This is a genomic window from Streptomyces synnematoformans, from assembly GCF_039531005.1.
In the GTDB taxonomy this organism is placed as follows: domain Bacteria; phylum Actinomycetota; class Actinomycetes; order Streptomycetales; family Streptomycetaceae; genus Streptomyces; species Streptomyces synnematoformans.
On record NZ_BAAAPF010000219.1, the window covers coordinates 1 to 12,336 of the forward strand.

Genomic DNA, 12,336 nt, shown 5'->3' on the forward strand with positions numbered 1-12,336 from the left:
GCCGCGCACCAGCACCCGCAGCCTCCCGGCCGCCGCCAGCCGCTCCGCGGCGGCACCCGGCTCGGGGTGCACGACGGACAGCGACGCCTGGTCGCCGCACAGCCGCGCCGGTATCGCCCCGGCCCGGCTCCCGGCCCGGCTGCCGGTCCCGGCCGCCGGCGGGTCCGCCCGGGGCGGGCCGGGCCGTTCCGGTGGAGCGGGGCTCGCGCGACGGTGGACGTCGTGTGGAAACTCGGTGGAGGCCGGATGGTCCTCCCGGGGAGTTACGGTGCCGTTCGGCGGGGGCGGTCCCTCGTCGATCAGCCCGGCCCTGGTCAATCGGGCCACGAGGGCGTCCACCGAGCGCGGAGAGAGACCGAACCGGTGCGCCTCCCGGCGCAGCGAATCCAGCCCGCGGGTGCCGTCCAACCGCCGCAGAAACAGCCCCGTCGCCGCGTCCACCGGCTGGATGGACACCGCATGTGCCCTGGTCACGCCCATCTGTACGGTGTGCCTGCCGCGCCAGCTCCGCCGCAGCGCCGGCTTGATCATCGGATGCATCACGCCCCCCTCGTTCCGCCGCCACTCTGCCAGCCCCCGCCCCGCCGCATGCCGAGTTATCCACAGGTGACGGAAAAAGTATTACGAATTGGACGCGACCCCTGCGACGACGCCGTACCCGTGCTTCTGGCCGGGACTTTCACCGCGCCGACCGGGTAACGTCGTGGCGTGCCCGCTGACCCAGAGCACAGCCCAGGACGGCCGAAACCGTCGCGAGCGGTCGAGGTCAGACGCAGCGCGCGCAGGCGCAGGACCGTATCCGCGTACCGCGAGGGCGACCGGACGGTCGTGCTGATCCCCGCCCGCATGAGCGAGGCGGAGGAACAGCGCTGGGTGACCGTCATGCTCGACAAGCTGCAGGCCCAGGAGAACCGGCGGATGCCGGGCGACGCCGAGCTGGCCGACCGCGCCCAGCGGCTGTCCGCGCAGTACCTCGACGGCCGGGCCCGGCCCAGCAGCGTGCGCTGGGTCACCAACCAGAACACCCGCTGGGGCTCCTGCACCCCCGCCGAGGGCACGATCCGCCTCTCCCACCGGCTGAAGGGCATGCCCGAGTACGTCATCGACTACGTGCTCATCCACGAGCTGGCCCACCTGCTCGTGCCGGGCCACGGCCCCCGCTTCTGGGACCTCGTCGCCGCCTACCCCCGCACCGAGCGGGCCCGCGGCTACCTGGAGGGCGTGGTCGCCGGGGAGAGCCTGCCGTTCATCCCGCGCCCCGCGCCGGGCAGCCCGCCGCCGGGCGCCGACTAGCCGTCCCGCCCGCCGCAGGGCGCAGGGCTCACGCCAGCCGCGCCCGGGTGCGCTCCATCAGCTGCGCCACGGAGCCGTCCGCGACGCTCGCCACCTCGTCGTACCCGTACCACCGCAGGTCCAGCGACTCCTCGCTGATCGCCGGCACCGCGCCGGCCGGGGCCAGCGCCGCGTACTGCACGTCCAGGTGCCAGGCGCACGGGGTGTGGTGCCGGTCGAGACCCACCGGACCGCCGGGCAGCAGCGTGAGACCCGTCACGCCGGACTCCTCGCCCGCCTCCCGCAGCGCCGCCCCGGCCAGCGTGGCGTCCTCCGGCTCACAGTGGCCGCCCGTCTGCAGCCACATGTTCAGCTTGCGGTGGAGGGTCAGCAGGACCCGCTCGCGCGCCACGTCGACGATCAGCGCGCTGGCCGTCACGTGCCCGGTGGCGCACGGCTTGTACATGCCGTCGGGATGGGCGGCCAGATGCTCCAGGTACGCGAGACGGAGCGCGTCCTGGCCGCCGTCCGGCGCCTCCCACTCCTTCAGTACGCGTTCGGCGTCGTCCCGCAGCGTCACTTGTCCGCGTCGCCCTTGCCGCCGTCCGGCCCTTCGGCGCCCTCGGCGCCCTCGGCGCCTCCGGCATCGCCGTCACCGGAGCCGGCGGCCTCCCCCGGCTCCGGCTCCGCGCGCGTCCCGCCCGAGCCCAGCATCTTCTCCAGCTCCGAGAAGTCCGCCTGCTCGCTGTGCACGAAGCCGTCCGGGTCGTCCAGGTCGCCCGCGGTCGGCAGCATGTCGGGGTGCGCCCACAGCGCGTCCCGCCCGTCGACCCCGCGCGCGTCCGCCAGCGACGCCCACAGCCGCGAGGCGTCCCGCAGCCGCCGGGGCCGCAGCTCCAGCCCGATGAGGGTCGCGAACGTCTGCTCCGCGGGCCCGCCGGTGGCGCGCCGGCGCCGCAGCGCCTCCCGCAGCGAGTTCACCGCGGGGGCGTCCAGGTGCGGCTCCGCGGCGGCGTGCACCACCGCGTCCACCCAGCCCTCGACCAGCGCCAGGGCCGTCTCCAGCCGGGCCAGCGCCGCCTTCTGCTCGGGGGTGTCCTCCGGCTGGAACATGCCCTGCTGCAGCGCCTCCTGCAGCTGCTCGGGACGCTCGATGTCGACCTGGCCGACCAGGTCCTCCAGCTTGGAGGTGTCGACCTTGATCCCGCGCGCGTAGCCCTCGACGGCGCCGAAGAGGTGCGAGCGCAGCCACGGCACGTGGGCGAAGAGCCGCTGGTGCGCCGCCTCGCGCAGCGCCAGATAGAGCCGGACCTCGTCGTGGGGCACGCCCAGGCCCTCGCTGAACTTCTTGATGTTCACCGGCAGCAGCGCCGCCTTGCCGGCCGGCCCCAGCGGCAGCCCGATGTCGGTCGAGCCGACGACCTCGCCGGCCAGCACGCCGACGGCGTGCCCGATCTGGGTGCCGAACATCGCGCCGCCCATCGAGCGCATCATGCCGATGAGCGGGCCGGCCATGGCCTGCATCTCCTCCGGGAGCACGCCGCCCATCGCGGCGCCCACGCGCTCGGCGACCGGATCGACCAGCTCCTTCCAGACCGGAAGGGTCTCCTCGACCCACTCCGCGCGGCTCCACGCCAGCGCGACGCCCGAGCCCGAGGGCAGCGAGGTCACCCCGTCGAGCCACAGGTCGGCGAGTCGTACGGATTCCTCGACCGCCTTGCGCTCGGCGGGGCCGACGCTTGCGTCCGGCTCGCCCTCGGCTCCCGCCTGGGAGACGGTCTGACGGGCGATGTCCTTGGCCATGTCCCAGTTGACCGGGCCGCCCTCGTAGCTCAGCATCTGGCCGAGCTGCTGGAAGGCCGCGCCCAGGTCCTGCGGGCCCATGGCGCCGCCCGGGCCGCCGCCGAGGGAGCCGAAGATGGCCGCGAACGGGTTCTGCGGGTCGCCGGCGGCGTCCCCGAAGCCGAACGGGTCCCGGCCGCTCAGGTCGCCGTCCCCCTTGCGGGCGTCCTTGCCCTCGCCCTCGCCGTCGTCGTCCGGCTCCTGGGGGAGGCCGAATCCGAATGGGGTGTCACTCACGGTTTCCTCGGCTCGTCGGGCCGCCTGCACCGGGCCGGCGGCGTACGCCCTCCACTACCTCCACCCTATGCCGCTTCGTATGCCTGCACGATGTCCTGGCGCCTGCCGCCACCGCCGGGGGCGCGACTGGGGCAGGATGGATGGAACTACTGCACACAACAGCTGGAGCCGCCCGGTGAGTTCCCCGGAACCGAACGTTCGCGCAGCGCGAAAGCCCGCCGATGGGGCCGCGGCCGACGAGCCCGCCCCGGGCGCGTGGCGGCCCGTCGTCGCCGTCACCGGGGCGGCGGCCGGCATCGGCGCCCTGCTCGTCGAGCGGCTGGCGGCCTCCGACGAGGTCAAACAGGTCGTCGCCATCGACGAGCGGCGCGGCGAGCTGCCCGAGGCCCACTGGCACGTGCTGGACGTGCGGGACCCCGCCATCGCCGACAAGCTGCGCGGCACGGACGTCGTGGTGCACCTGGCCCTCGACCTGGACCTGGAGACCGACGCCACGGCCCGGACGGCGTACAACGTACGCGGTACGCAGACGGTGCTCACCGCCGCCGCGGCGGCCGGCGTGCGCCGCGTCGTCCTGTGCACCTCCGCCATGGTCTACGGGGCGCTGCCCGACAACCCGGTCCCGCTCGCCGAGGACGCCGAGCTGCGCGCCACCGAAGAGGCCACCGGCGTCGGCGACCTGCTGGAGATGGAGCGCCTCGGCCGCCGCGCGCCCCGGGCGCACCCCGGGCTGAACGTCACCGTGGTCCGCCCCGCGGCCGTCGTCGGCGGTGTCGACACGCCGCTGACCAGGTACTTCGAGTCGCCGCGGCTGCTGGTCGTCAAGGGCACCCGGCCGTGCTGGCAGTTCTGCCACATCGACGACCTGGCCACCGCGCTGGAGTTCGCGGCGCTGGAGAAGGCCGAGGGGGAACTGGCGGTCGGCTGCGACGGCTGGCTGGAGCAGGAGGAGGTCGAGGAGCTGACCGACATCCGGCGCATGGAGCTGCCGTCGGCCGTCGCGCTGGGCGCCGCCGCCCGGCTGCACCGCCTCGGGCTCACGCCGTCGCCCGCGGGCGATCTCGCGTACACGATGTACCCCTGGGTCGTCAGCGGCAGCCGGCTGCACGAGGCGGGCTGGCGCCCGCAGCACACCAACGAGGACGTGCTGGCCGAGCTGCTGGACGAGGTCGCCGGCCGGCACACCGTCGCCGGCCGCCGGCTGGGCCCCAAGGACGCCGCCGCGGCGGGCGCCGCGGGCCGGGCCGGGGCGACGGTCGCGCTGCTGGGCACGGCCGCGGTCGTACGCCGGGTGCGCAAAGCGCGCCGCGGGAAGATCTGAGCCGCATCCGCGGCGGACGCGTGCGTACGGTCCGTGCCCGGGCCGGTACGGACCGCCCCCGGGCCCGTACGGCAGGCGCGCGCGGGCGGGAGCGTCGGTCCCCTGCGGCAGGATGGACGCATGGCAGACACCCCGCAGCACCCCGGAGAGCAGGCGGCAGCGGACCCCGTGCGGCTCGTCGCCGTCCGTGCGACCCCCCTCTCGGTCGACGAGGTCTTCGCCGCCGTCGGCGACCCCGCCGCGGGCGGCACGGCGCTCTTCGTCGGCACGGTCCGCGACCACGACCGCCGGGAGGCGTCCGAGCACGTCCAGGACGTGACCGCGCTGGGGTATTCGTCCCACCCCACCGCCGAGGCGGAGATGCGCCGCGTCGCGGAGAAGGTCGCGGCCGACTATCCGGTACGGGCCCTGGCCGCCGTCCACCGCGTGGGCGAACTGGCCGTGGGGGATCTCGCCGTCGTGGTCGCCGTCTCCTGCCCGCACCGCGCCGAGGCGTTCGACGCCTGCCGCCGCCTGATCGACACCCTCAAGCAGGAGGTTCCCATCTGGAAACACCAGATGTTCACCGACGGGACAGAGGAGTGGGTGGGCGCTGGCTGAGGTTGTCGAGTTGCGTAACCTCCGGGCCCGCGTGAGCGTTGGCTTATCGGAAAGAAGTTCACATCAGCTGGGAGCACGGAATGGCAGCGATAGCCTGGTTGGTCATACCCCTCGCCTCGGCCGGGGCGACCGCGATATGGGCGGGCTGGGCGACGCGCAGCCGCAAGGTCGGAGACAGTACGGAGCTCGCGGGGTACGCCCGGTTCCGGGAGGCCATGGAGCGTAGCCACTCCCGTTCCGGGGCCGCTTGAGCGTCCCGTACTGTCGTTCTATGCCACGCCGCACGGCGACGCTGCTCGCCTCCACCGTGACGCTCCTCGCCATCCTGGTCGCCGGGGTCTTCATCCCCGTGCCGTACGCGGAGATGTCGCCGGGGCCGACGGTGAACACCCTGGGGGAGCACGACGGCGAGCCCGTCCTGCACATCAAGGACCGCAAGACGTATCCGGCCGGCGGGCACCTCAACATGACGACGGTCCGCGTCACGGGCGCCGACTACAAGATGAACCTCGTCGAGGCGGTCTACGGCTGGCTCTCGCCCGACGACGCGGTCGTGCCGCACGAGTCGCTGTACCCGGACGACACCACCGCCGAGGAAGTCGACCAGCAGAACGCCGAGCAGTTCACCGCCTCGCAGGAGAGCGCCAAGGTCGCCGCGCTCGACGAGCTGGGCATTCCCTTCACCACCCGCGTCATCGTGGCGTCCGTCCTCGCGGGCGGCGCCGCGCAGGGCACGCTGCACGCCGGTGACGTGATCAAGGCGGTCGACGGCCAGCGCGTCGACGGGCCGGGCGACGTGGTCGAGCTGGTCACCAGCCACAAGCCGGGGGAGAAGGTCGACTTCCGGATCGTCCCCGCGGACCGGGCCGAGAAGGCCGAGAAGAACGGCGACGACCCCCGGAAGCTGCCGGGCGAGGACGTCACGGTCACCGCCAAGGAGTCCGACCGGGAACCGGGGAAGGCCATGGTCGGCATCACCGCCGGCACCGCGCACACCTTCCCGTTCGAGATCGGCATCAGGCTCGCCGACGTCGGCGGCCCCAGCGCGGGCCTGATGTTCGCGCTCGGCATCGTCGACAAGCTCACCAAGGGCGATCTCACCGGCGGCGAGTTCGTCGCCGGCACCGGGACGATCAACCCCGACGGCCAGGTCGGGCCGATCGGCGGCATCCACATGAAGACCGTCGGCGCCCGGGACCAGGGCGCGGAGTTCTTCCTCACCCCCGCGCAGAACTGCGCGACGGCCGTCCGCGACGTGCCCGACGGACTCGCGCTCGTCAGGGTCCGGAAGATGGACGACGCCATGGACGCGCTGGAGGACATCCGCGAGGGCCGCGTCGACCAGCTCGTCGAGTGCGGGGAGTAGCCGTACGGACACGGGGGCGGGACGTAGCGCGGGTGGCCCGGAACGCGTAAGGCCGGCCAGCCGACGGGACCAGCCGGCCTTACGACAGTCAGTCGAACGTGGCCGCCAGCGCCCGGGCGAGCCCCGGCACCAGCTCCGGCCCGGTGAGCACCTCGGTGGGCGCGTCCTTCGAGCGCAGCCGCAGCGCGGCCTCCCGGCTCCCGTCGCGCAGCACGCCCACCGTCATGCGGACCTCCTCGCGCCGCGGGTGCTCGGTGACCCAGGCGTTGAGCCCCGCCTCGTCGAGGCCCTCGGGCACCTCGGCCTCCGCCGCGGGCGGGAGCATGAGCCGCTCGACCGTGAGCGCGCAGCCGCTGACCGCGTCGGGCCAGGCGATGGTGCCGAGGAACTCGTCCAGCGGCTGCCCCTCGGGCAGTTCCTGCTGCTCGATGGGGGTGTACGACACCTGCGCGGCCGGCTCCGCCCCGGCCCCGGATCCGGGCTCCGCGCCGTTCCCGGCGTCGCCGAGGCCCAGCCGTTCGGCGAGCCCGGGCTCCTGGGCGCGCAGCTGCGCGGTGTCGACGAGGGCGAAGAGCCGCGGCGGCCGGTCCCAGCCGAAGCCGGACGCGTACTCGTCAAGTTCCAGGACCGCGCGTGTCAGCGGGTCGGCTGCCAGGGGTGGCCCGCCGGTGGGAGAGTTGGACATGCTCGTCATCCTGCCTCATCGCTCTCTGCCACCCCCTGGCGGGAACTGAGTAAAGCTTTAGTAAGTTGCCACATTGAGCCCCTGTGCCGCGGGGGCCGTATGACAGGACGTTCAAGTCTCGAGGTGCCACCTTGGCTTTCCAGATGCCGGACCGCGGCGGAGGCCCCACCGGGCCACGGATCAGTGTGGGCAGGCCGTCCCGGCGGGTACGAACGCTGCTGATGACGCTGGGTGTGCTCGCCATCCTGGGCATCATCTTCGTCATGTTCGCCGGCTTCTGGACGGACTGGCTCTGGTATCGCTCCGTCGGCTATTCCTCGGTCTTCACCACCCGGCTGTGGACCAAGGTGGGGCTGTTCGTCGTCTTCGGCGTGCTGATGGCGGTGGCGGTCGGCTTCAACATGTGGCTGGCCCACCGGCTCCGGCCGCCGCTGAGCGCGATGTCGCTGGAGCAGGAGAGCCTCGACCGCTACCGGATGAACCTCGCGCCGTACAAGAAGTGGGTGCTGCTCGGCGTCGCCACGCTGGTGGGTCTGATCGCCGGCGCCTCCGCGACCGGGCAGTGGCGCACCTGGCTGCTGTGGGTCAACGGCCAGTCGTTCGGCGAGAAGGACCCGCAGTTCCACAAGGACATCTCCTTCTTCGCCTTCGACCTGCCGTGGTACCGGTTCCTGCTCGGCTTCGGCTTCGTCGCGATCGTGCTCTGCGCGATCGCCGCCGCGCTCACCCACTACCTGTACGGCGGCCTGCGCATCTCCAGCCCGGGTGCGCGCGCCACGTCCGCGGCGACCGGGCATCTCGCCGTGCTGCTCGGCATCTTCGTGGCCCTCAAGGCCGTGGCGTACTGGTTCGATCGCTACAGCCTGGCGACCAAGACCAGCGGTCTGAAGACCACCGACGGCTGGACCGGCCTGCGCTACGTGGACGCGAACGCCTATCTGCCGGCGAAGACGATCCTCTTCGTCATCGCCATCATCTGCGCGCTGCTGTTCTTCGCCACGCTGTGGCGGCGCACGTGGCAGCTGCCGCTCATCGGCCTCGGCCTCATGGCGCTCTCGGCGATCCTCATCGGCGGGCTGTACCCGGCGATCGTGCAGAAGTTCCAGGTCCAGCCCAACGAGCAGGCCAAGGAGACGCCGTTCATCAAGAAGAACATCGAGGCGACGCGCAAGGCGTACGACATCGACGGTTCGAAGGTGACGGACTACTCCGGGCAGGCGCCGAAGGAGACCACCAACGAGCAGCTGCGCAACGCCGTCGACACGACGGCCAGCGTCCGGCTGCTCGACCCGAACATCGTCTCCCCCACGTACCAGCAGCAGCAGCAGGTCCGCGGCTACTACCAGTTCCCCGGCACCCTCGACGTCGACCGGTACGAGGACGAGGACGGGGACTCGCAGGACACCGTCGTCGGTCTGCGTGAGATCAACGTGGGCGGCATCCCGGAGAAGGGCTGGATCAACAGCCACTTCCGGTACACCCACGGCTACGGCGTCGTCTCCGCCAAGGGCACCGAGGTGACCAAAGACGGCGACCCGTCGTACACGGAGAAGGACCTGCCCCCCGAGGGCGAGCTGGGCGACTACGAGCCGCGCATCTACTACGGCGAGCAGACCCGGGACTACTCGATCGTGGGCGGTCCGCAGGACGAGGTCGACTACGCCGACGACTCCGGCGAGAAGACGTACAGCTACCAGGGCGACAGCGGCGTCGACCTGTCGAACCCGGTCAACAGGGCCGCGTACGCGCTGACGTTCAGCGAGCCGCAGATCATGTACTCGGGTGCGATCGGCGAGGGCTCGCAGATCATCTACAACCGCACCCCGAAGGAGCGGGTGGAGGCCGTCGCGCCCTGGCTGACCATCGACGGCGACCCGTATCCGGCGGTCGTCGACGGCCGGATCAAGTGGATCGTCGACGCCTACACCACCAGCAACGGCTATCCGTACTCGACCAGGACCACCCTGGGCGACACGACGACCGACTCGCTCACGGACGACCAGCGTTCGGTGATCGCGCAGCAGAACCAGGTCAACTACATCCGCAACTCGGTGAAGGCCACCGTCGACGCCTACAGCGGCAGCGTGGACCTCTACGAGTGGGACACCGACGACCCGGTGCTCAAGACGTGGATGAAGGCGTTCCCCGACACGGTCAAGCCGCGCGCGGAGATCAGCGACTCGCTGATGGACCACCTGCGCTACCCGCAGGACCTGTTCAAGGTCCAGCGCGAGCTGCTGACGCAGTACCACGTCACCAGCCCCAAGCAGTTCTACTCCGGCAGTGAGCAGTGGCAGATCCCGGACGACCCGACCACCAAGATCGACAGTTCGGTGCCGCCCTATTACCTCAGCATGAAGATGCCGGACCAGGACTCGCGGACGTTCTCGCTGACGACCACGTTCACGCCCCGCAACCGCAACAACCTCGGGGCGTACATGGCCGTGGGCGCCGACGCGCGCAACGACGACTTCGGGAAGATCAGAATCCTGAAGCTGCCGCCCAACAGTCCCGTGCCGGGACCGAGGCTCGTGCAGTCCAGGTTCAACTCCAACGCCGCGATCGCCGACCAGATCAACATCCTGCAGCGAGGCGACTCGGAGGTCATCTACGGCAACCTGCTCACGGTGCCGTTGGAGGGCGGACTGATCTACATCGAGCCGGTGTACGTGCAGGGCACCGGCACCGGGTATCCACTGCTGCGCAAGGTGCTGGTCACGTACGGCGACAGGACGGCCTTCGAGAACACGCTGCCCAAGGCGTTGAACGTCGTCTTCGGGGTGGAGGAGGCGACTCCACCCGAGGACACCGGCGACGCGCCGCCACCGGAGGAGGAACCGCCCGCCGGCGGCAACCTCCAGGAGGCCGTGGACGACGCCCAGCAGGCCTGGGAGGACAGCCAGCAGGCGCTGGAGGACCAGGACTGGGCGGCGTACGGAGAGGCCCAGGAGGAGCTGGACGCGGCGCTGCAGCGGATCGAGGAGATCCAGCAGCAGGGCGGGCGGAACGGCGGCGGCGGAGGCGGAGCGGCCTCCGGCGGTGGCGGCGGCGGAGACGGCGGCGGCGGAGGCGGCGGCGATGCCGGTGACGGCGGAGGCGGCGGGGCCTAGGCCGGCCGCGGGCCGCCGGACTGCGAAGTCCGGCGGGCCGCGGGCCCGGGGGCCGGCGGCGCGGGAGCGCTCCGCACCGTGATAGCCTTACGGCACACGACGCGGGGTGGAGCAGCTCGGTAGCTCGCTGGGCTCATAACCCAGAGGTCGCAGGTTCAAATCCTGTCCCCGCTACGCGAGATCGAGGCCCGGAGTCCATCGGACTCCGGGCCTCGACGTGTGTCTTCCGTGTGATCTGTGTGTGCCGTGGGGGCGGTGATGCGAGGGGGGCGGATGTGTCGGTCGTGTGTTCTTGAGGTCGTTGTTTTGGGGGCTGTGGACGTGACAAGGTTTGTTGAGTCGTTGTGTCGGGAAGTCGACAAACCGCTGAAGTGACCTCCCTGGCTGCGGTATACCAGGTGTACGCGGGTTGCAGGTGGTGCGACGATGGACCTCATGGGGGACGAGGCAAGGGTGTTGGACGCCCGTAGGACAGGGGGCGCCGGCGGGCAGGAGCGAGAGGCTCCCCCCGCCGGTGAGTTGAGCGCTGCGCACGGTACGGATCCGGCCGTGGCGCAGCTGAGCGCGCGGGGCGCCGCCCTGCTGCGCAAGGGGGATCTGGACGGTGCGGAGCCGGTGCTGCGCGCCGCGACGGCCGAGGGCGACCGGGCGGCGGCGAACAACCTGGGCGTGCTGCTCTACCAGCGCGGCCAGGCCCAGGAGGCGGCCGGCTGGTGGCGCATCGCCGCGGTCGGCGGCTCGCCCGCCGCCGCGCACGCGCTCGGGCGCTACTACCGGGAGAACGGCGACGAGCCCGGCGCCGAGTACTGGCTGCGCCAGTCCGCCGAGGCCGGGCACGCGCTGGGCGCGTACGCGCTCGCGGACCTGCTGGAGCACCGCAGCGACGTGGGCGCCGAGCGCTGGTTCCGCATCGCGGCGGACAAGGGCCACCGCGAGGCGGCGTACCGCCTGGCGCGCATCCTCGACACCGGCACCCGGGCGCCGTCCGGCAGCGGCGTCGACACCGGCACGCGGCTGCGGCGGGCGGCGGCGCGGCCGGGCGCGCTGAGCCTCGTCCGCGACGCGGCCGGGTCCGGCGACGACCCGGTGGCCGAGGCCGAGCAGTGGTACCGGCAGGCCGCCGCCCGCGGGCACGGTACCGCGGCGCTGCACCTCGGCACGCTCCTGGAGGAGCGCGGCGAGTCGCAGGAGGCCGGCCGGTGGTACGTGATCTCCGCGCGGGGCGGTGAGCCGCGCGCGGCCTGCGCGCTGGGCTTCCTGCTGCGCGACGCCGGCGACGACGCCAGCGCGGCCGTGTGGTGGCGCCAGGCGGCGAAGGACGGCGACGGCAACGCCGCGAACGCGCTCGGCGCGCTCCACGCGGACCGCGGCGAGCCGCAGGAGGCGGAGCGGTGGTACCGCGCGGCGCTGGGCGCGGGCGACGTCAACGGCGCGTACAACCTGGCGCTGCTGTGCGCCGGGGAGAACCGGATGGAGCAGGCCGAGCAGTGGTACCGGCAGGCCGCGTACACCGGGCACTGCGAGGCGGCCAACGCGCTGGCGGTGCTGCTGCTGCAGCGCGGCGACGCCGCGGGCGCGGAGCCGTGGTTCTCGAAGGCCGCGGAGGCGGGGAGCGTCGACGCGGCGTTCAACCTCGGGATCATCCACGCGGGCCGGGCGGACGGGAAGGGCGCCCGGCAGTGGTACGAGCGGGCCGCGGCGGCCGGGCACGTGGAGGCCGCGCTGCAGGTCGGCATCGCGCTGCTGCGCGACGGCGAGGAGAAGGCCGCGGCGCACCGGCTGCGGACGGCCGCCGAGGGCGGCAGCGCCGAGGGGGCGTTCCGGCTGGCGGCGCTGCTGGACGACCGGCGCCCGGGCTCCGGCACGGGCCCCGGGTCGGAGGCGGCGGGCGCCGCCGGTGCCG

The 12,336-nt window shown here is 72.8% G+C and carries 9 protein-coding genes, 1 tRNA gene and 1 pseudogene; 7 read left to right on the top strand and 4 right to left on the bottom strand.

Annotated features, from left to right (window positions below; all coding sequences use genetic code 11):
• A pseudogene (locus ABD317_RS25950) lies at positions 1-540 on the bottom strand (ThiF family adenylyltransferase); the annotation flags it as partial.
• Between the two features lie 168 nt (positions 541-708).
• Between ABD317_RS25950 and ABD317_RS25955 the strand changes: the two are divergent.
• The gene (locus ABD317_RS25955; RefSeq protein WP_344292492.1) at positions 709-1,293 is read left to right on the top strand and encodes a M48 metallopeptidase family protein; all 585 of its coding nucleotides are present in this window, start codon (positions 709-711) and stop codon (positions 1,291-1,293) included.
• Between the two features lie 28 nt (positions 1,294-1,321).
• On the opposite strand, the gene ABD317_RS25960 is transcribed toward ABD317_RS25955, so the two are convergent.
• Both ABD317_RS25960 and ABD317_RS25965 read right to left on the bottom strand, forming a co-directional pair.
• A complete protein-coding gene (locus ABD317_RS25960) occupies positions 1,322-1,852 on the bottom strand; it encodes an NUDIX hydrolase (protein WP_344292494.1) in 531 nt (176 codons plus the stop codon).
• Positions 1,849-3,351, bottom strand: coding sequence for a zinc-dependent metalloprotease (locus ABD317_RS25965; protein WP_344292496.1), 1,503 nt, complete (start codon positions 3,349-3,351; stop codon positions 1,849-1,851). Before ABD317_RS25965 ends, ABD317_RS25960 begins: the two co-directional genes overlap by 4 nt.
• 175 nt (positions 3,352-3,526) lie before the next feature.
• Between ABD317_RS25965 and ABD317_RS25970 the strand changes: the two genes are divergently transcribed.
• The 3 genes from ABD317_RS25970 (at position 3,527) to ABD317_RS25980 (ending at position 6,638) form a co-directional block, all read left to right on the top strand.
• A complete protein-coding gene (locus ABD317_RS25970; RefSeq protein ID WP_344292498.1) occupies positions 3,527-4,672 on the top strand; it encodes an SDR family oxidoreductase in 1,146 nt (381 codons plus the stop codon).
• A gap of 120 nt (positions 4,673-4,792) precedes the next feature.
• Positions 4,793-5,272 carry a molybdenum cofactor biosynthesis protein MoaE gene (locus tag ABD317_RS25975; RefSeq protein ID WP_344292500.1) on the top strand — a complete coding sequence of 160 codons (480 nt, stop codon included), beginning with the start codon at positions 4,793-4,795 and terminating at the stop codon, positions 5,270-5,272.
• Between the two features lie 271 nt (positions 5,273-5,543).
• The gene (locus ABD317_RS25980; protein ID WP_344292502.1) at positions 5,544-6,638 is read left to right on the top strand and encodes a YlbL family protein; all 1,095 of its coding nucleotides are present in this window, start codon (positions 5,544-5,546) and stop codon (positions 6,636-6,638) included.
• A gap of 88 nt (positions 6,639-6,726) precedes the next feature.
• Here ABD317_RS25980 and ABD317_RS25985 read toward each other — a convergent pair whose 3' ends face one another.
• Entirely contained in the window at positions 6,727-7,323 is a 597-nt protein-coding gene (locus tag ABD317_RS25985) for a PPA1309 family protein (RefSeq protein WP_027754011.1), read from the bottom strand.
• 143 nt (positions 7,324-7,466) lie between these two features.
• On the opposite strand from ABD317_RS25985, the gene ABD317_RS25990 reads away from it, so the two are divergent.
• From ABD317_RS25990 to ABD317_RS26000, 3 genes are all read left to right on the top strand, one after another.
• Positions 7,467-10,433, top strand: coding sequence for a UPF0182 family membrane protein (locus ABD317_RS25990; protein WP_344292506.1), 2,967 nt, complete (start codon positions 7,467-7,469; stop codon positions 10,431-10,433).
• A gap of 100 nt (positions 10,434-10,533) precedes the next feature.
• Positions 10,534-10,607 (top strand) — tRNA-Met (locus ABD317_RS25995).
• Positions 10,608-10,982: 375 nt separating this feature from the next.
• Positions 10,983-12,336: tetratricopeptide repeat protein (locus tag ABD317_RS26000; protein ID WP_344292504.1), on the top strand; the 1,354-nt coding region annotated here is incomplete at its 3' end.